Source organism: Oribacterium parvum ACB1 (genome assembly GCF_000238055.2).
Classification (GTDB): Bacteria; Bacillota; Clostridia; order Lachnospirales; family Lachnospiraceae; genus Oribacterium; species Oribacterium parvum.
Genome location: NZ_KE148312.1, coordinates 2,214,805 through 2,232,769, shown reverse-complemented (window position 1 = coordinate 2,232,769; position 17,965 = coordinate 2,214,805). Strand labels below are relative to the sequence as shown.

At 42.9% G+C, this 17,965-nt stretch carries 19 protein-coding genes and 1 tRNA gene; 19 read left to right on the top strand and 1 reads right to left on the bottom strand.

Going from position 1 to position 17,965, the window contains the following annotated elements:
• Positions 1-18 precede the first annotated feature (18 nt).
• From HMPREF9625_RS09910 to HMPREF9625_RS09885, 6 genes are all read left to right on the top strand, one after another.
• Positions 19-741 carry a TIGR00266 family protein gene (locus HMPREF9625_RS09910; RefSeq protein ID WP_009534560.1) on the top strand — a complete coding sequence of 241 codons (723 nt, stop codon included), beginning with the start codon at positions 19-21 and terminating at the stop codon, positions 739-741.
• A gap of 419 nt (positions 742-1,160) precedes the next feature.
• A complete protein-coding gene (locus HMPREF9625_RS09905; protein ID WP_009534559.1) occupies positions 1,161-1,601 on the top strand; it encodes a Fur family transcriptional regulator in 441 nt (146 codons plus the stop codon).
• A 24-nt stretch (positions 1,602-1,625) separates the two neighbouring features.
• The gene (locus tag HMPREF9625_RS09900; RefSeq protein ID WP_009534558.1) at positions 1,626-2,723 is read left to right on the top strand and encodes a metal ABC transporter substrate-binding protein; all 1,098 of its coding nucleotides are present in this window, start codon (positions 1,626-1,628) and stop codon (positions 2,721-2,723) included.
• Positions 2,724-3,434 (top strand): metal ABC transporter ATP-binding protein, encoded by a 711-nt coding sequence (locus HMPREF9625_RS09895; protein ID WP_009534557.1) that lies wholly within the window; start codon positions 2,724-2,726, stop codon positions 3,432-3,434.
• A complete protein-coding gene (locus HMPREF9625_RS09890) occupies positions 3,427-4,251 on the top strand; it encodes a metal ABC transporter permease (RefSeq protein ID WP_009534556.1) in 825 nt (274 codons plus the stop codon). The genes HMPREF9625_RS09895 and HMPREF9625_RS09890 overlap by 8 nt, the downstream gene beginning before the upstream one ends.
• 15 nt (positions 4,252-4,266) lie before the next feature.
• Entirely contained in the window at positions 4,267-5,130 is an 864-nt protein-coding gene (locus HMPREF9625_RS09885; protein ID WP_009534555.1) for a TIGR03943 family putative permease subunit, read from the top strand.
• A gap of 104 nt (positions 5,131-5,234) precedes the next feature.
• Here the strand turns inward: HMPREF9625_RS09885 and HMPREF9625_RS09880 are convergent, their stop codons facing one another.
• Positions 5,235-6,071, bottom strand: coding sequence for a bifunctional hydroxymethylpyrimidine kinase/phosphomethylpyrimidine kinase (locus HMPREF9625_RS09880; RefSeq protein WP_009534554.1), 837 nt, complete (start codon positions 6,069-6,071; stop codon positions 5,235-5,237).
• A gap of 241 nt (positions 6,072-6,312) precedes the next feature.
• Between HMPREF9625_RS09880 and HMPREF9625_RS09875 the strand changes: the two genes are divergently transcribed.
• The 13 genes from HMPREF9625_RS09875 (at position 6,313) to HMPREF9625_RS09815 (ending at position 17,889) form a co-directional block, all read left to right on the top strand.
• The gene (locus HMPREF9625_RS09875; protein WP_009534553.1) at positions 6,313-6,687 is read left to right on the top strand and encodes an AbrB family transcriptional regulator; all 375 of its coding nucleotides are present in this window, start codon (positions 6,313-6,315) and stop codon (positions 6,685-6,687) included.
• Positions 6,688-6,689: 2 nt separating this feature from the next.
• Positions 6,690-6,980 (top strand): type II toxin-antitoxin system RelE/ParE family toxin, encoded by a 291-nt coding sequence (locus HMPREF9625_RS09870; protein ID WP_009534552.1) that lies wholly within the window; start codon positions 6,690-6,692, stop codon positions 6,978-6,980.
• Positions 6,981-7,150: 170 nt separating this feature from the next.
• Positions 7,151-8,272, top strand: coding sequence for an ABC transporter substrate-binding protein (locus tag HMPREF9625_RS09865; RefSeq protein WP_009534551.1), 1,122 nt, complete (start codon positions 7,151-7,153; stop codon positions 8,270-8,272).
• A 180-nt stretch (positions 8,273-8,452) separates the two neighbouring features.
• Positions 8,453-9,382, top strand: coding sequence for an ABC transporter permease (locus HMPREF9625_RS09860; protein ID WP_009534550.1), 930 nt, complete (start codon positions 8,453-8,455; stop codon positions 9,380-9,382).
• Entirely contained in the window at positions 9,375-10,169 is a 795-nt protein-coding gene (locus HMPREF9625_RS09855) for an ABC transporter ATP-binding protein (protein ID WP_009534549.1), read from the top strand. Before HMPREF9625_RS09860 ends, HMPREF9625_RS09855 begins: the two co-directional genes overlap by 8 nt.
• A gap of 253 nt (positions 10,170-10,422) precedes the next feature.
• Complete coding sequence (locus HMPREF9625_RS09850) at positions 10,423-11,058, top strand: cytidylate kinase-like family protein (RefSeq protein WP_009534548.1); 636 nt, start codon at positions 10,423-10,425, stop codon at positions 11,056-11,058.
• Complete coding sequence (aroA, locus tag HMPREF9625_RS09845) at positions 11,055-12,395, top strand: 3-phosphoshikimate 1-carboxyvinyltransferase (RefSeq protein ID WP_009534547.1); 1,341 nt, start codon at positions 11,055-11,057, stop codon at positions 12,393-12,395. Before HMPREF9625_RS09850 ends, aroA begins: the two co-directional genes overlap by 4 nt.
• Positions 12,396-12,424: 29 nt before the next feature.
• Positions 12,425-12,496 (top strand) — tRNA-Glu (locus HMPREF9625_RS09840).
• A gap of 51 nt (positions 12,497-12,547) precedes the next feature.
• Positions 12,548-13,171 (top strand): HAD family hydrolase, encoded by a 624-nt coding sequence (locus HMPREF9625_RS09835; RefSeq protein WP_009534546.1) that lies wholly within the window; start codon positions 12,548-12,550, stop codon positions 13,169-13,171.
• 1 nt (position 13,172) lies between these two features.
• Positions 13,173-14,030 (top strand): peptidoglycan editing factor PgeF, encoded by an 858-nt coding sequence (gene pgeF, locus HMPREF9625_RS09830; RefSeq protein ID WP_009534545.1) that lies wholly within the window; start codon positions 13,173-13,175, stop codon positions 14,028-14,030.
• Between the two features lie 27 nt (positions 14,031-14,057).
• Positions 14,058-15,710, top strand: a complete 1,653-nt coding sequence (locus HMPREF9625_RS09825; RefSeq protein WP_009534544.1) for a C40 family peptidase — start codon at positions 14,058-14,060, stop codon at positions 15,708-15,710.
• Between the two features lie 52 nt (positions 15,711-15,762).
• The gene (locus HMPREF9625_RS09820; RefSeq protein WP_009534543.1) at positions 15,763-16,635 is read left to right on the top strand and encodes a DegV family protein; all 873 of its coding nucleotides are present in this window, start codon (positions 15,763-15,765) and stop codon (positions 16,633-16,635) included.
• 153 nt (positions 16,636-16,788) lie between these two features.
• Positions 16,789-17,889: a hypothetical protein gene (locus HMPREF9625_RS09815; protein WP_009534542.1), complete on the top strand. Its 1,101-nt coding sequence runs from the start codon at positions 16,789-16,791 to the stop codon at positions 17,887-17,889.
• Positions 17,890-17,965 lie beyond the last annotated feature (76 nt).

Below are 17,965 nucleotides of genomic sequence, written 5' to 3'. Positions count from 1 at the left end.
GTAAAGATTGGAGGTATTATGCAGCATCAAATTTTAGGAGATAACGATTGTCCTATTTTGGAAATCTACTTAAATGCGGGAGAAGCGGTGAAAATTGAGCGTGGTTCCATGGCCTATATGTGCGGTGTGGAATTACAGGGGAAGATGAATTCCGGCTCAAACGGAGGCGGTCTTGGCGGTCTTCTGAGCGCCGTAGGAAGAAGTATTGCCAGTGGCGAAAGTATGTTTATTACTGAGGCTAGAGGCGTGATGAATGGGGGGAGAATCGGCGTTGCTCCCTCCATTCCCGGAAAAATTGTGCGTTTGCCCATTGGAGAAAGGCAGTATCGCTTAAATACCGGCGCCTTTTTGGCAGGAGACTATTCAGTGGGCTACTCCATGAAGATGCAGGACATTGGGAAAGCTTTCTTCGGTGGAACCGGAGGACTTTTCGTGATGGAAACGGAAGGACAGGGAGATGTATTTGTCAATGCCTTTGGGGACCTTTTGGAGTTGGAAGTGCATCCTGATTCTCCGATGACGATTGACAATGACCACGTGGTAGCTTGGGACAGAAATCTGGACTATCATATTTCCGTGGCTTCCGGAACTTTCGGCTTTACTACAGGTGAAGGTCTGGTAAATCGTTTTGTAGGAGAAGGAAAAGTCTATATTCAGACCAGAAATTTGAGTAGTTTGGCTTCGGCTTTGCCTCTTGCCAGAATGAATAAGAACAGCGGAAAAGGCGGATTTTCGTTCTAGCTTGATTTTTCCTGTCAGAGAACGCCCGGCATAGCAAAAGGGGCTGTAAAAAATCAAAATAATAAAGGGATTCTTTGCAATATAGGTCTGAATGAGGGGTAGTCTGAGCCCGTCGGTACTTGCGAAAAACAAGAGAAACGCAGTTTTTCGCTTAGTATCCGTTACGAGGCGAAGCTAGCGAGAGCGTGCCCCAAGTTCAGACCTATATTGCGTAGAAAAATATTTTGATTTTTACAGCTTTTTTTACAAATCCATTTTATGAATTTCTTATATTTTTTAAGAACTGTGCTTATTGACAAAGGGACTCATAGTGTTAAAATATGAAAATGGTTTTCGTTTTATAAATAAGAAAGCGAGAAGATATTCCTATATTTACTATAGTACAGGATTAGAAAAGGAAGGACGGAGACGGAGGAAGTATGGCTGAAAAAACCATTTATAAGACTCAACATAAAGAGGAGCTTTTATCCTACCTTTCCACTTGTCCCGGTATGCATTTTACCGTATCGGATCTGGTTTCTCATTTTCGGGAGGAGGGAAAACCAATCGGCACAACCACGGTTTATCGCCAGTTGGAGCGACTGTGTGAAAAAGGAGTGGTAAACAAATACATCATCGACCAGAACAGTCCGGCTTGCTTTGAGTATGTCGGGGAAGGGGAAAAGGCGGAGGAAGTCCATTCCTGTTTTCACTGTAAGTGCAATGTCTGCGGGAAGCTCATTCACTTACACTGCCATGACCTGGAGGGAATGATGCAACATCTCCTTACGCACCACGGTTTTCACTGGGATTCCAAGAAAACGGTCTTCTACGGATTATGTGCAGACTGTGCCAAGAAAAAGGAGCAGAACAAACTATAGTATTTCCAAGAAAGGAGCCTCAAGATGAGACTGAAAAAATGCATTTTAGCGGGAGGAATCTTGCTTTCCACCGCGTTACTGTTTGCCTGTGGAAACAAGAGCGGTAAAGAAATGGAGACGACAGCTGCCGCTGTAACAACCGATACGGAAAAGAGTATGGAAACCGAAAAAAGTACGGATAAGCCCACAGAAGGAAAAAAGTTACAAATTGTGACCACAAATTTTCCCTCCTATGATTTTGCCCGTGCCATTACCAAAGAAGATGCGGATGTCACCATGCTTGTAAAGCCGGGTGCGGAAACACACAGCTTTGAACCAAGTCCGCAGGACATTATCACCATTCAGAATGCGGATCTCTTTATCTATACCGGCGGAGACAGCGACGAATGGGTAGATGGAATTCTGGAATCCGTGCAGAATAAAAATTTCCATGTGTTTAAGATGATGGATGCTGTAAATCTCATCGAAGAAGAGACGGTAGAAGGCATGCAGGAAGAAGAGCATGAGCATGCGGATGCAGACCATGGAAATGAGGAAGCAGACCATGACCATGAAAAAGCGGATCAGGCAGAAGAGCATGAAGAGGAAGGTCCGGAAATGGACGAGCATGTTTGGACTTCCCCGAAAAATGCCATTACCATTGTAGAAAAGCTGGAAGAGACTCTTTCCGGACTTGATGAGAGCCATAAAGACAGTTTCAAGGCAAACAGTGAGTCTTATGTTAAGGAACTTGAAGAGTTGGACAAGAGTTTCAAAGAGGTAGTGGATAGCGGAAAGAGAAAAGAAATCATTGTGGCGGATCGTTTTCCCTTTGCTTATTTTTGTAAGGAATACGGCTTAAGCTACTTTGCCGCTTTTCCGGGATGCTCAACCGATACCCAGCCGTCTGCTGCAACCATTGCCTTCTTAACGGATAAGGTCAAGGAAGATAAGATTCCGGTTGTTTTCCATATCGAAATGGGAAATGAAGATATGGTCAATGCCATCAGTAGAGATACAGGAGCAAAGAAGATGCTGCTGAATTCCGTGCACAATGTGACAGACAGCGATTTTAAGGCTGGAAAGACCTATGTGGATCTGATGAAGCCGAATGTAGATGCTTTAAAGGAGGCGTTAAACTAGATGTCCTATATATCCCTAAACAATGTTGGATTTTCCTACGAGGGAAAGACGGTATTGTCCGATATTCATTTCTCCGTAGAAAAAGGCGACTACCTTTGTATTGTTGGGGAAAACGGCGCAGGAAAAAGCACCCTTTTGAAGGGACTTTTGGGCTTAAAGAAAGCGAGTGAGGGGAGCATTGTCTTCGGAGACGGTTTGAAGGCAAATGAAATCGGCTATCTTCCCCAGCAAACCGAAAGCCAAAAGGATTTTCCCGCCAGCTGTTATGAGGTAGTAGAGTCGGGTAGATTAAATAAACTTTCGTTTTTCCCTTTTTATCGAAAGGAAGATAAGAAGAGAGTAGAAGACGCTATGGAGTACTTAAAGGTGACAGATCTGAAGAAGTCCTGCTTCAGAGACCTGTCCGGCGGACAGCGGCAGAGGGTTCTTTTGGCAAGAGCCCTCTGCGCCAGCGAAAAGCTCCTCGTGGTGGATGAGCCGGTTGCAGGACTGGATCCTCTCGCACAGAAAGAGCTCTATGAAATGCTGGATAAGTTAAATAAAGAAAAGGGGATGACCATTATCATGGTCTCTCATGATGTGAAGGAAGTGGTTCAGCGTGCAAAAACCATTCTGCACCTTGACCGTACACAGCGCTTTTTTGGAAGTGCAGAGGACTATCTTTCCTCGAAGTGGGGGAAACTTTTGGTAAAGGAGGAAGAAAATGCTTAATTCTTTACTGAAAATGTTCCAGTACGACTTTATGATTCGTGCTCTCGTGGTGGGAGGTCTGGTTTCCTTGTGCTCCGCTCTTCTTGGAACAAGTCTTGTCTTAAAGCGCTATTCCATGATTGGAGACGGTCTTTCCCATGTGGGGTTTGCGGCATTGGCCATAGCTTATGCCCTCAATTTCGCACCGATGTCGGTATCCATTCCGGTCTGTGTGATAGCGGCATTTTTCCTTCTGCAATTGGAAGAAAGTTCCAAAATAAAGGGAGACGCGGCTACGGCACTGCTTTGCAGCGGAGCTTTGGCGGTCGGCGTTATGACGATATCTTTAACTTCCGGAATGAATACGGATGTATGCAACTATATGTTCGGCTCCATCCTAGCTATCAGCCCTTCGGATCTTCGGCTTTCCGTCGTTCTTTCCGTGGTTGTTTTGTTCTTATACATTGTATTTTATCCGCGTATTTTTGCGGTAACCTTTGATGAGACTTTCGCGAAGGCCAGCGGCACCAACACACGCTTTTACAATATGGTATTGGCGTTTCTTACCTCGATTACCATTGTGCTCGGCATGCGCATGATGGGAACCTTGTTGATTTCCAGCTTGATTGTATTCCCCTCCATTACGGCGATGCGAGTTTGCAAGAACTTTTTATCTACTATTATACTGGCGGCTGTTCTTTCACTCTTCGGATTTATTGTCGGAATCAGCCTGTCCTTTTTGTACAGCATTCCCACAGGTGCTTCGATCGTAATAGTAGATATGATTTTGTTCTTTGTTTTTCTGGGTGTGGAAGCGGTACGAAATCGGAAGAGCTAGGGAAGGGAGGTATTTATGGAAATGGAAGAGCAATCTGAAAAAAACAGTAGAAATAGCAGTATCAGTATGAATAGCAGCATGGATAGCAGACCGGATAAGCGTTTTATAAAGCCGGCTATAGACAGCAGAGCTGTTAATAAAAAAATCTTCCTATTACTATCACTTTTTGTACTTTGCTTAACATTTACTTCCTGTAAAAAAGCGAACAATATCAGAAAAGTAGGGAGTAATACAGAAAGTTCGGTAGAGAATGATTCCTCCCTTTCGGAAGAGGAAGCCTTAAAGCAGGCCAAGGAATTGGAGAGCTTGGAGCAAAAAGAGCAGGAATCTCTGGATAAGGAATATGGAAGCGGAGCATCTTCTGAAGCGGAAGGAAAGGAAAGTGAAGAAGCTTCCGATAAGAAGAGTGCAGAAACTGATGTAAAAGAGAGCGAAAAGGGGGAAGGCGCCTATCCCTATGATGACTACCCCTATGATCCGAAAGAGGATAGAGGAAAGGTAAACTTGGATAAGCCGGATATTGTGGTGGGAGACAAGCACTATGCCACACAGATTAATGACTGGTATATGAACTTCCAGGACTATGAAGGAAAAACCGTCAGTATTGACGGCTATTATATGAACTTCGGAGGCTATACACTGGTTGGAAGAATGGGGCCATCCTGTCCGTATTGCACCGGAGGGTATGTGAATTTTGAGTTTAAAACGGACCTCGACTTATCAAAATTAAAATCGGAAGAATCTTGGATTCGGGTAAAAGGAATCCTCCGAAAAGGAAAATATTCCATTTCGAAGGATGTATCGCAACTTATATATTATATTGAAGCCTTGGAAGTGGAAGAGCTTCCGGAGGTAGGGGTAGATACTGTGGCGGACTAAAACTTGATGAGAACTGCTTCCGAAGTTTATTCGAATTGAAAAGCCCGGAGACATCTTGAGAGACGAAACTAGTCCTAGAGATGAAATTAGTCCTAGAGATGAAACTAATCCAGGAGATGAAGATATTCTTCAATGGGGATGGTTTTCTCGGCATGATTTCTTTCCTGAAAGACATCCAAAATGCAGTTCATTTTCTGAAGAGCCCAGTCTCCGGCGGAAAGAAAATTTTTCTCCTGTAGGTATTTTCCGATAAAAAGGGAAGAGAAGAGGTCTCCGGTACCTCCAATATTCAGATTTTTTTCTGTATAGGGGAGGATGTGAAATTCCTTTGTGTTTTCTTCATAAAGAAAAATGCAGGGCTTTTCCTCAATCTTCATACTGGTGATACAGATACTTTTTGCACCTTTTTGGATTAAAGAACAAATCAGTTCTTTTGCTTCATCCAAGTTGAAATTATCCGGAACAGTTTTGAGGTCTGCCAAAAGGCAGGCCTCTGTTTTATTCGGAAAAATACAATCGGCGATCTGCATGAGCTTCTTTCTACTTTCAACGTCCTTTTTTTGAAGGCCGTTATAAAGTTTTCCGTGATCTGCCATAATGGGATCAAAAAAGAGATAACTGCCGTTTTCTTTTTCTTTTTTTGCAAATTGATAAATACGCTCCGCCTGCCTTTCTCCAAGGACAAAGCCGATAAAAAGAGAAGGAAAAGAAAAGCCTAGCTCCTTCCAAATGCTAAGGCTGTGAAAGAGGTACTCTGTTGTATCCAGTATTTCCGCCTTTCCGTAATTTAAGGTATTCGATACCAGAGCGGTCGGAAGGGAAAAGACGTCATAATGGAGCTTTTCCAGTACGGCAGAGGCCATTCTAAGTGCCACCGTACCGTAAGAGGGAGAGTCGCTTAAGAGCAGGATAGACTTTGTTTTATTTGAATTGTCGTGCATGATTGTCTCCGTTTTTCTATGGAAGGGTTGAACTAATACAAGATAGAGTATAACGCATTTTCATAAAAATAAAGCATTTCCAATCATCAGAGTATCATTTCGTCAGCTTGACATTTTATTGAATGCAAATTAAAGTTGAAACAAAGAAACAAAGAAACAAAGAAATAAAGAAACAAAGAAACAAAGAAACAAAGAAGCAAATATAATAAAAAGCAAATAAGATAGGAAAAGAGGTTATAAGATGGGAAAAGTGTTAGAAAGGGAAAAAGGAGTTGAAGTTAAAAAATTACGGATTTCTGCGAAAAGGCAGATTACTATTCCGCAGAAATTTTATTCACAATTGGGGTTTTCTCATGGTGCAGAGTGTGAGATACGAGGGGAAGAGCTGATTATTCGTCCGATTCGAGAAGGGGGAGAGGAATTTGCTGAGGAAATCCTTTCGGATTTGATTAAAGAAGGGCTTTCGGGAGAATCACTCTTACAGGCTTTTCGTAATAGACAGAAGGAAATTCGCCATTCAGTTGAAGCTATGCTGAAGGATGCGAAGAAAGTTGCCGAAGGGAAAGCTTCATACTATACTTTGCAAGAAGTTTTTGGTGAGAAAGGAGAAAAATAGGAATGCCGGAACTTCGATTTCTTCCCGCAGCGGGTAAATATTTTAAAAAGCTGAAAGAAAAAGGACTAAAAGAAAAGTTTAATCAGGCGATACAAAGCATTTTAGAAAACCCTTTTATTGGAGAAGCAAAACATGGTGACTTAGAGAGCATATATTGTTTGGATGTATTCTATAATAAGACAAATTATGAATTGGCCTATGTGGTTTATCAAGAGGAAAATCAAGTTATTGTCGTCATCATGGCCGGGACACGAGAGAATTTTTATGAAAACTTAAAGAGATATAGGAAATAATTATTCATTTTATTTCTCTATATTTTCTAAGTATGCTTATTTTTTAAAATACAGTTATACAAGCTATACCGACAATCTATGGCAGAGGGAGGGAAACTCCCTCTGTCTTCGTTTACACATTTCCTCATCTGTGTTAGAGTATAGCCTTGCAATATAAAAAGGAGGTTATTATGAAGAAAAGACTATTGGCAACTCTTTGTTTAGCATCCGTGCTTTCTTTAGCGGCTTGTTCCAAGCCTGCGGAGAAGGCGGAAAGTAAGGGAGAAGAAAGTGTTTCCGCAGAAGAAAAGGGGACGGAAGCAAAGAAAGAAGAAAAGACAGAGGAAAAGGGAGATGCAGGAGAAGAAAAGACCTATAAGGTAGGTATTTTAAAGTTTATGGATCACCCGTCACTCAATCAGATTGAAGACAGCCTCTGCACAGAGCTGGACAGTCTTTCCAAGGACGGCGTAAAGTACGAGTATAAGGAGTACAAATTAAACGGGCAGGGTGATGCCTCCGTATTAAACCAGATGACTGCACAGCTTCTTTCGGATAAGGTGGATGTTATTGTTCCGATTGCCACACCTGCAGTACAGGTAGTGCAGTCCGGTACAGAAGGAAAGAACGTCCCCATCGTTTTCTCCGCAGTATCGGATCCGGTTTCCGCAAAGCTTGTAAAGTCCATGGAAGAGCCGGGCGGTATGATTACCGGAACTTCCGACTATTTGAATACGGATGCCATTATGAATCTTATTTTTGCGGCAAATAAGGACGCAAAGAAAATCGGACTGCTCTATTCTAAGAGTGAGGACTCTTCCAAGGCTCCTATTGAAGACGCAAAGAAATTCTTAGCGAATAAGGGCGTGGAAGTGGTTGAGAAGACCGGAACGACTACCGATGAAGTAAATCAGGCAGTGGATGCTCTCATTGCAGAGAAGGTGGACGCGATTTTCACGCCGACGGATAATACTATCCAGAAGGCTGAGCTCAGTTTCTATGAGAAACTGCAGAAGGCGAAGATTCCCCACTACGGTGGAGCCGATTCCTTTGCTTTAAACGGTGCTTTTGCCGGCTACGGAGTAGATTATGTACAGCTTGGAAAGGCAACAGCGGATATGGTGGATGAGGTTTTACACGGCGGAAAAGAAACAGCAACGCTTCCTGTACAGACCTTTGACAACGGTATCGCGACAGTCAATACCGATACAGCGGAAAAGCTCGGATTTTCCATGGATGAGTTAAAGGAAGTCTTTAAGCCCTACTGCACAAAGGTAGAAGAAATCAAGACCAATCAGGAATTTGCAAAATAAATTTTTACACGAAATTCTGTGCTGAGAAGATAGCACTGCTATATTGATAAGTAGTACAGGATGAATCTGAGAACAATTTTTATGCCGAAGCGGAGTGGATAACGAGGCTTCGGCATTCGAGTAACATTAAATAAATTCGAGTAACATCAAGTAAATTTAAGTAGAATAAGTAGGATGAGTATGGCTGAATTTTTTACGATAGGAATCATTAAGACTGCTTTGGAAATCGGGCTTATTTATGCGCTGGTTGCTATGGCCCTTTTTATTTCCTATAGCATCTTAAATATTGCGGATCTTTCCACAGACGGATCCTTTACGCTCGGGACTGCGGTATCGGCAGTGTTTACGATTTCCGGGCATCCCATACTGGGGATTTTTATGGCAATGCTTTCCGGCTCCCTTTCGGGTTTTTGTACCGCTTTTTTGCAAACGACGCTGGGAATTGAGAGCATCCTTGCCGGAATCATTGTGAATACAGGGCTTTACACTATAAACCTTGCGGTAATGGGATTTTCTTCGAATCTTTCCATATTTGGGACGAATACAGTATTTACCCTGTTTGCAGGAGAAAATCCCTTCCTTTCCGAGTGGGGAACGCTGATTCTCCTTCTTCTTATTTTACTGCTTGTGGCTTTTATTTTACGCTGGTTCTTCGGAACAGGGCTCGGGCTTTCCATTCGTGCAACCGGAGACAGTCCGGCCATGGTACGGGCATCTTCCATTAATCCTGCCTTTACCATCACTGTCGGGCTCTGCCTTTCCAATGCCTTAACCGGCCTTTCCGGTGCTCTGATTGCCCAGTACAATAAAGCCTCGGATATCAACTTGGGGAATGGAATGGTTACGGTAGCACTTGCCTCCCTTGTGATCGGAGAGACGCTTTTCGGGAAGAGAAAGCTTCTCGGAAGAATACTTGGGGTAGTCGGCGGAGCGATTCTTTATCGCTTGGTGATTGCCCTTGCGCTTCGCCTGCGTGTGCCGACAGAAGCTTTTAAGCTCGTCAGTGCTTTGATTGTTGCTCTTGCGATTTCTTCCACAAGAATTAAAGAGCTTTTCCATTACGCAAAGCTCAGAAGAAACGCGATGCGGGAAAGGGGAGAAAATGCTTGATTTAAAGAATATTTCCAAAACCTTCAACCCGAATACCATTCATGAGAAAAGGGCGCTGGAAAACCTTTCCCTGCACCTTGATAAGGGAGATTTTGCGACCATTGTCGGCAGTAACGGGGCGGGAAAGTCCACCCTTTTTAATGCCATTTCGGGATCTTTCCTTTTAGACAAGGGCAGTGTTATCTTGGAAGGAAGGGATATCACTTTCTTACAGGAGCATAAGAGAAGTGCCTTTATCGGAAGACTCTTTCAGGATCCCTTGATGGGTACGGCTCCTCACATGAGCATTGAGGAAAATCTTTCAGTCTCTTACATTCGGGCGAGCGGTCTGTCCTTATTTTCCCGTGCGGGAAAGAAGGAGAAGGCCTACTTTAGAGAGCAACTAAGTCTTCTTGATATGGGCTTGGAGAATCGAATGAATCACCCTGTGGGACTTCTTTCCGGAGGACAGAGACAGGCACTCACGCTTTTAATGGCGACCATGGTTACGCCGAAAATTCTGCTGCTTGATGAGCATACGGCGGCACTCGACCCGGGAACCGCGGAAAAGGTGCTGAACCTCACAAAGAGTATTGTGGCGGAGCGGGAGATTACATGCCTTATGATTACTCACAATATGCATCAGGCTCTGGAGCTTGGAAACAGAACCTTAATGATGGACAGCGGAAAAATCGTTCTGGACCTTTCCGGAGAAGAAAGGGAGCATCTTACTGTGGATATGCTTCTAAAGAAGTTTTCCGAGAAGGCGGGGAAGGCTTTGGATAACGACCGCATTTTACTGTCCTAAAGGAGATAATGGAGAAAAAACATTAATATATTTATTGGAAATAGAAACTTGATTTGAGATAGTGAAAAAAATTCTTCAGAATCTAAGAGAAAAGAAGCGGGTTGGAGAAAATCCGACAAAAGCAAAGACGGAAATATCAGGTTTAAAAGTTAAAGAGGCAGTTCAGCACGTAGAGACAATTTTTTAGCTGTGCTACTGCCTTTTCTGTATTATAATAAGAAAAACAATACCGCTAGCGATGTAGGAGGCGAATATGCTTACAAAAAAACTGGTCATTACCATTGGAAGACAGTATGGATCCGGAGGACGCACTGTAGGAAAAAACTTGGCAGAATCTTTGGGGATTCCCTTTTATGATGAGGAAATTTTGCGCATTACTTCCGAAAAGACGGCAATCGGAGAGCAGTACTTCCGTTTGGCGGACGAGAAGGCGGGAAGTAATCTCTTATACAAGATTGTGGATTCTTTAAAACCGAGACTTGGAAAGCCGAGTCTTGAAGAGGACATCGTGAGTCCCGAGAACCTCTTTCGTTTCCAAAGTCAGGTTGTGGTAGAACTTGCGGAGCAGGAGAGCTGTATTATTGCAGGACGCTGTGCCAACGTAATCTTACGGGAAGCAAAGAAAGAACATGTGGATTTCTTTGTTTATGCAGACATGGAGAAGCGTATCGAAAGAACCATGGATTACTGTAAGGTGGATGAAGAAGAGGCAAAGAAGCGTATCAAGAAGATTGACCGGGAAAGAAGAGAGTATCATAAGTATTACACCGGAGAGGACTGGATGAAGGTGGATAATTATGACTTGATGATTAACGCTTCCCGTATTGATTACCGGGAAATGGAAGTACTCATGCGGAATTATTTGGAAATGAAGGGGTATCTTAAGTGATTGCGAAGCTCTATGGAGTAGGAAGAGTATTAAAGGGGAAACTTTGTGTTCCGGGGGATAAGAGTATTTCTCATAGAGCGATTATGTTTTCGTCTCTTGTGAAGGGAAAAACGGTGGTAGAGGGCTTTCTTCCTTCTGAAGACTGTCTCTCTACTATGGATATCTTTCAGAAACTCGGTGTTTCCATAGAAAGAGAAGGTACAAAACTCACCATAGAGGGGAAGGGTATGGAGGCTTTAGAGGCGCCTGCCGGCTCTCTTTATTGCGGGAATTCCGGAACAACCATGCGCCTTATGGCAGGAATCCTTTCCGGACAGACCTTTTCTTCCGTACTTTTCGGAGATGAGAGTCTGGAAAAGCGTCCCATGGGGAGAGTGCTAAGTCCTTTATCGAAGATGGGAGCCAAGATTTCCGCGGAAGGAGAAAAATGCACCGCGCCCTTAAAGATAGAAGGCAGTGCACTTAAGGGAATTTGCTATGAAAGTCCCATCTCTTCCGCACAGGTAAAGTCTGCCGTACTTTTGGCGTCTCTTTATGCAAAAGGGGAGACAGTCTATACGGAGCCTTCTCTTTCAAGGGATCATACGGAGAGGCTCCTTTCTGCAATGGGGGCGGATATTGAAACAAGAATCCTGAAAGATGGAAAAGCCGAGATTCACTTAAGACCGGGAAAGGACTTGCATCCCATTCCGGGGATTTTTTCCGTTCCGGGAGATATTTCCTCCGCAGCCTACTTTATGGCAGCCTGCTTCTTCCTTCCCGGCTCCGAAGTTTTATTGGAAAGTGTCGGCCTAAATGAAAGCCGGAGCGGAATTTTGGACGTTCTTTCCAATATGGGGGCAAAGTTTCAAATTCTAAATAAAAAGACGATAGGAGGGGAAGAAAGAGGAGATGTTCTCCTTACTTACGGAAAGCTTCGGGGTACGGAAATTGCAGGTGCTCTTATCCCAAGACTCATAGATGAGCTGCCGGTTCTTGCCATACTCGCTACGATTGCCGAAGGAGAAACCGTAATCAAGAATGCGGAGGAGCTTAAGGTGAAGGAAAGTAACCGCATAAGGGCGGTAGTAGAGAATCTTACAAGTCTCGGCATCCCTTGCGTGGAAACGGAAGACGGCATGCGGATTTCCGGACAGGACGGTATTTTTCCTTTAAAGGGAAAGCGAATTCCAAGCTTTAAAGACCATCGCATTGCCATGAGCTTTGCCGTGCTCGGACTTCTTTGTTCGAAGGAAAGTCCTATGGAGATTGAGGATGCGGAGTGCATCTCTATTTCCTATCCCGGATTTTTCAAAGATTTAGAAAAATTGCTTGACGGAAATCCTGAGGTATGCTAGAATTCGCTAGTCGGTTTCAAATCGACTAAGGCGAATTGGTCAAGAGGTTAAGACGCAGCCCTCTCACGGCTGAATCCCGGGTTCGATTCCCGGATTCGTCATATCCCGAGCGGTGCTCGGGATTTTTTTTATATAAAAATCGGAGGATTGTAATGATTTCTTATAAGAATATTCTTTTTGATATGGGGAATGTCCTGATAAGCTATAACCCGGAGTGGGTTATCCGGCAGTATACGGAGGATGAGGAATTGATTCGAGAGGTGAAGAACATTGTCTTTAACTCACAGGAGTGGTTTTTACTGGATGCAGGACTCATAGAGGAAGAAAAGGCTGAGCGAAACTGGATGGAGAGGCTTTGTTCCGATAAGGCAAGAGAACTCGCGCATCTTTCTTTTCAAAACTGGCATCTTTATAATATGGAGACGATTCCGGGCACAGCGGAGATTATCCGTGCTTTAAAGGAGGCGGGAAAGAATATATACCTCCTATCCAATGCCTCTATGCGTCTGCTTTCCATCTACAAAGAAGTGATTCCTGCCGTAGAGTGCTTTTCCGGGATTTTTTATTCTGCAGCCTATAAGTGTGTGAAGCCGCAAGATATTATTTACGAGCGTTTCTTAAAGGAATATCAATTAAATCCTGCAGATTGCTTTTTTATTGATGATTTGGAAGACAATATCAAAGCGGCGAAAGAAGCCGGTATAAACGGAGCTGTAATGAGCACAAAAACAGCGAAGGAAATGGCTGAAATTTTAGAAATGAATACAGGAGTTTAGATTGAAGACAGTTTTTCCGATAAAGAACTATAAAGTTGGGGAGCATAGTCTTCCCTTCATAGAATCTCCCCTTTTAGAAGGTTTTTCGGGACTTCGGCACGGCTTTTCCACGAGGAAGGGTGGGGTGTCCAAGGATTATCTTTCCTCTCTTAATTTAGGTTTTTCCTTAGGGGACGAAAGAGAAAATGTTATAGAAAACTTCCGTATTATAGGGCAAGCTCTCGGAGGACAGGCAGGAGATTTTGTGCTAACGCAGCAAACGCACAGTATAAATGTCCGCCGCGTGGGAAAAGAAGACCGAGGAAGAGGTATTTTCCGGGAAAGAGAGTATACGGATGTGGATGCTCTTATAACAAATGAAGAAGATGTGATACTCACTGCTTTCTCTGCGGACTGTGTGCCGATTCTTTTTTACGATAAGGGGCATAGAGCCATCGCTTCCTGCCATAGCGGCTGGAGAGGAACACACGGAAGAATCCTTGCACAAGTGATTAAGGCGATGGAAGAAGAATTTTCCTCCAAGCCCGAAGAAATCTATATTGCTATTGGACCGAGTATCTGTAAGAATTGTTATGAGGTGTCAGAGGATGTGGGAGAAGCATTTTTGGACGCTTTTCCTGCACTTAAGGAAGTGAAAAAAAATGCTTGTCCCATTGAACGGGTTTCCGAAGAAAAGTTCCACATTGATTTATGGGAGCTTAATCGTATCATTGCCTTGGAATGCTTTATTCCGCCGGAAAATATCTCCATAAGCGGCTACTGTACAATGGAAAATCCGGATTTATTCTTTTCTCATCGTTTTAGTCAAGGGAAAAGAGGAGTGCAGGGAAGCTTTATCTGTTTAAAGAGTCAAAAATAATGAATAAACAAGAGATGAATAAAAGCCATGCAATATAAATCACAAAATCGGGTAAAAATGATGAAGATGAAGAAAAAAAATGGAATTCGACGTTTATCTATGCTGGTCTTGCTCTTAGCGCTGTCTTTTTCTTTGTATTCTTGCAAAAAAGCCGGAAACCCGTCTGAAAAAGAAGAGGACAAGGCTTCGGTTCTTTCCGCCGGTGAAATTGCCGGGGGAGAGACAGAAAAAGCATCAGAGTCAACATTAAAGCTGAAATTAGAGGATAAGATTAAGACGGAACAGGAGGAAGCACTTGAACAATATCAGAATTTAGGTTTGATTCAATGTGATTCTTATATTAATTTCCGTTCGGATACCAATGAAAATGATATCCGCAATATCATAGGGCTTTTACGAAACGGTGCGGGAGTAGAAGTGCTGGAATCCGACGTGGAAGGAAAGGCAGGCTGGGCGAAGGTTCGTTCCGGCGGTTTAGAGGGCTATATTGTAAAAAACTATCTTCTGGAAGGGGAGGAAGCAAAGGAAAAGGCCCGTGAGTATATGGCGCCCAGAGTAACCATTCTTGCCGATAAGCTTCGTATTCGTTCTACCCCGGAAATTGTGGATGGAAATACACTTTCTTCCTGCGCCAAGGGAGAGCGCTATATAGTATTAAGCAGAAGCGGAAAGGACTTTTTGAAAATTTCCGCAGATACCTTGGAAGGGGTGGAAGAAGCTTATATTTCTTCCAAATCGGAAAATGTGCGTTTGGAGTATGGCTTAGATGAAGCAAGAAGCTTAAATCTTCGCCAAAAGGTTCTAAATATGTATGACAATTTAGGGGTTTCCAAGGCACAGGACTATATCAACATCCGCTCAAGCCCCGAGGATAAAGGAATTGAAAATATTATCGGAAAGTTTCCAAGCTTTGCCGGCGGAAATATACTTGGTGAGGAAAACGGATGGCTAAAGATTGAATCCGGTGGAATCACGGGGTATGTAAAGGCTGAGCTTGTGGCAAGAGGAAAGGAAGCGGAAAGTCTTGCGGTAGAGCATGCTACAGTAATGGCAATTGTAAATACCGATGCTTTAAATGTGCGTTCCAGTGCTGACTTAAATTCCTCGGCATGGACGAAGATAACCAAGGACCAGAGGTATTCGGTTATTAATCAGTTGGATGGGTGGGTACAGCTGGAACTGGACTCCGGGGATGATGACGAAGGAGAACAGGGTGCCTTCGTCTCTACCAGAGACAATAATGTATCCGTGAGCTATGCTCTTTATGAAGCGCTCAGCTACCGTCCGGCACAAGACAGAGCTAATCAGGCTGCAAAGAGAAGAAGTGATCTTGTAAACTTTGCTTGTCAGTTTGTGGGTAATCCCTATGTATGGGGAGGAACTTCGCTTACGCACGGTTGTGACTGTTCCGGCTTTACACAGACGATTATGGGAAAATATGGAGTATCTTTACCCAGAGTATCCAGGGAGCAGGCTAAAACCGGTGTGAAGGTAAGCAGTGAAAATATTAAGCCGGGAGATTTGATTTTCTATGCTAACCGAAGAGGAGTGGTAAATCATGTAGGAATCTACATTGGAAACGGACAGGTAGTAAACGCGGCATCTCGTCGTTCCGGTATTCGCATTTATCGTTGGAATTACAGAACGCCGGTAGCAATCCGTAACGTACTGGGGGAGTAAGAACCCCTAACTCGATTTAATGGAAAGAGTGGAAAGAATAGAAGGGATAAAAATGGATCATTATGTACTATCTTGTTGCTCCACCATGGACTTAAGAAAGAGATGGGCGGAAGAACACGGCGTTAATCTGGTTTATGCAAAATTTTTCTTGGAGGGAGAGGCGTATCAGGATGATTTCTATGCGTCTATTTCTCAAGCAATACTCTTTGAACGTATGCTTTCCGGAAAGAAAAGCCAGACTACGCAAGTTAATACGGAAGAATATATCGACAGCTTTCGAAAATATCTAGAAAAAGGGCAGGATATCTTCCATATCTGCCTCTCCAGCGGAGTGTCCGGTACCTATAACTCTTGCCATATTGCAAAAGACATTTTATTGGAAGAATTTCCGGAGAGAAAAATCGAAATAGTGGATTCTCTCATGGCCTCCAGCGGCTATGGTCTCTTGGTAGATAAGGCTTATGAATTGAAAGAGAAAGGCCTCGATATGATGAGCCTTCGTACTGAAGTGGAAAAATGGAGAAATCGTCTGCATGGCTATTTCTTTACCTCTGATCTTCGCTTTTTTATTCAGGGAGGAAGAGTCAGTAAGGCGGCAGGCTTTATCGGGGGGCTTTTAAAAATATGTCCGGTCCTAAAGATTACGGAGGAAGGAACATTAAAGCCTATCGAAAAGGCACGCGGAAAAAAACAGGCTATAGAAAATATTCTTTCCAAGATGGAAAAGGAAGGATATACTCCTTCGGAAAAATGTTTTATCAGTCACTCTGCGTGCCTTGAGGATGCAAAGAAGCTTTTGGAAAGGATTGAAGAGCGCTTTCATCCGGAGGGAGGTATTGAAATCTTTGACATAGGCGGAACGATTGCCTGTCATACCGGTCCGGGAACGGTTTCCAGCTTTTTCTTCGGTAAAGAAAAGGAATAAAGCAGTATAATTTTTTGATTCCTATCCGGAATAGTTAAAAAGTCTATTATATTTCGTTGTAAGAAATACAGGTCTATGCTATAAATAAAACGTTATAAAGACAGTAATAAAAGATGGAATTAAGAATAGAAGATCAGAAATCGGAGGGGGAAAATGGGACTGGAAACAGAGAATCCTCAAGCTTTTTTAGAACAGTCAAAGGAATTATTAATCAATTTTCAAAGAATTCAAGAGAACTTGCAAGTGTCATTGGAGAAAGAGAAAGAGACAAAGCAGGTATATGAAAGAGACAGAGCTGCAGTAACGGAAAAAATTGAAAAAACAATTAAAGAAAGACAGAAGGAACTGGAGCAGTCCTACGATGAGAAGATTGAACAGAGTAGCGGTAAAGTAAAGAAAGCACAGAGTGAAAGAGAAAGTGCAAAGAATAAGGGAATAAAAGAGCGCATTGCAGAGGAAACGGCACCGCTTAAGCAGGAAAACAAAGAATTAAAGCGACAGATGCAAGGGATTTGTAAGAGGGAAGGTGCTCCTATGTTTATTTCCCGAAAACTCTTTGCCGTTTTGTATAAGCCTGTTGGATTTGCTGAGTTTTTGTGCTTGATTTTTCTATTCCTTTTCTTCTTTGCCGCAATTCCTCTCGGATTGTATTTCTTCTTATTGAGGGAAAGAGGAATCCTCTTTTTGGTGGGGATTTATTTAGTGGATATTTTTATTTTCGGAGGTCTCTATGTCCTTGTGGGAAATCGTACAGTCGGAAAATTCAGGGAAGTAGTAAAACAAAGCGTTTCTATCCGGAAAAGAATCCTGAAAAATAAAAAATCGATTTTGGCTTTGGCAAAAGAGATTCGGAAAGACTCGGATGACGGACATTATAACCTTACCGAGTATGACGATGAAATTGCTAGATTGACACAGGAAAGAAATGATTTCATTGCCCAAAAGCAAAATGCCCTTCATAACTTCGAAACGGTTAGCAAGGAAATCATTAAGGATGAGATTGAAAATGCCGAGAAGGAGCATTTAGAAGCTCTCAAGGCAGAATGGCAGGAAAGTACGAAGGAACGTGTTGAACTTGAAACGTTAGAGCGGGAGAAGGCTCTTGGATTATCCAAGGAGGTTGAACAATATATCGGAAAGAAACATATGAATCTCGATGATATAGAAGCCATGATTCTTATTCTGCAGAAGGGAGAAGCAAAGAGTTTGACAGAGACCATTCTGAAATTGGAAGAAGAAAAAGCGAGCATTTAAAAATTGGCTTGAGTATTGAAATCTATAGCGAAATTATTCGGATGTATAACCCAATCCTTTCAATCCTATGTTTAAC

Coding starts and splice junctions, on each gene's coding strand:
- HMPREF9625_RS09895 (WP_009534557.1), top strand. CDS start 2,724: ATGTCCTATATATCCCTAAACAATGTTGGATTTTCCTACGAGGGAAAG.
- HMPREF9625_RS09825 (WP_009534544.1), top strand. CDS start 14,058: ATGCAATATAAATCACAAAATCGGGTAAAAATGATGAAGATGAAGAAA.
- HMPREF9625_RS09815 (WP_009534542.1), top strand. CDS start 16,789: ATGGGACTGGAAACAGAGAATCCTCAAGCTTTTTTAGAACAGTCAAAG.
- HMPREF9625_RS09870 (WP_009534552.1), top strand. CDS start 6,690: ATGCCGGAACTTCGATTTCTTCCCGCAGCGGGTAAATATTTTAAAAAG.
- HMPREF9625_RS09875 (WP_009534553.1), top strand. CDS start 6,313: ATGGGAAAAGTGTTAGAAAGGGAAAAAGGAGTTGAAGTTAAAAAATTA.
- HMPREF9625_RS09865 (WP_009534551.1), top strand. CDS start 7,151: ATGAAGAAAAGACTATTGGCAACTCTTTGTTTAGCATCCGTGCTTTCT.
- HMPREF9625_RS09885 (WP_009534555.1), top strand. CDS start 4,267: ATGGAAATGGAAGAGCAATCTGAAAAAAACAGTAGAAATAGCAGTATC.
- HMPREF9625_RS09835 (WP_009534546.1), top strand. CDS start 12,548: ATGATTTCTTATAAGAATATTCTTTTTGATATGGGGAATGTCCTGATA.
- HMPREF9625_RS09860 (WP_009534550.1), top strand. CDS start 8,453: ATGGCTGAATTTTTTACGATAGGAATCATTAAGACTGCTTTGGAAATC.
- HMPREF9625_RS09820 (WP_009534543.1), top strand. CDS start 15,763: ATGGATCATTATGTACTATCTTGTTGCTCCACCATGGACTTAAGAAAG.
- HMPREF9625_RS09890 (WP_009534556.1), top strand. CDS start 3,427: ATGCTTAATTCTTTACTGAAAATGTTCCAGTACGACTTTATGATTCGT.
- HMPREF9625_RS09850 (WP_009534548.1), top strand. CDS start 10,423: ATGCTTACAAAAAAACTGGTCATTACCATTGGAAGACAGTATGGATCC.
- HMPREF9625_RS09910 (WP_009534560.1), top strand. CDS start 19: ATGCAGCATCAAATTTTAGGAGATAACGATTGTCCTATTTTGGAAATC.
- HMPREF9625_RS09855 (WP_009534549.1), top strand. CDS start 9,375: ATGCTTGATTTAAAGAATATTTCCAAAACCTTCAACCCGAATACCATT.
- HMPREF9625_RS09880 (WP_009534554.1), bottom strand. CDS start 6,071: ATGCACGACAATTCAAATAAAACAAAGTCTATCCTGCTCTTAAGCGAC.
- HMPREF9625_RS09900 (WP_009534558.1), top strand. CDS start 1,626: ATGAGACTGAAAAAATGCATTTTAGCGGGAGGAATCTTGCTTTCCACC.
- HMPREF9625_RS09905 (WP_009534559.1), top strand. CDS start 1,161: ATGGCTGAAAAAACCATTTATAAGACTCAACATAAAGAGGAGCTTTTA.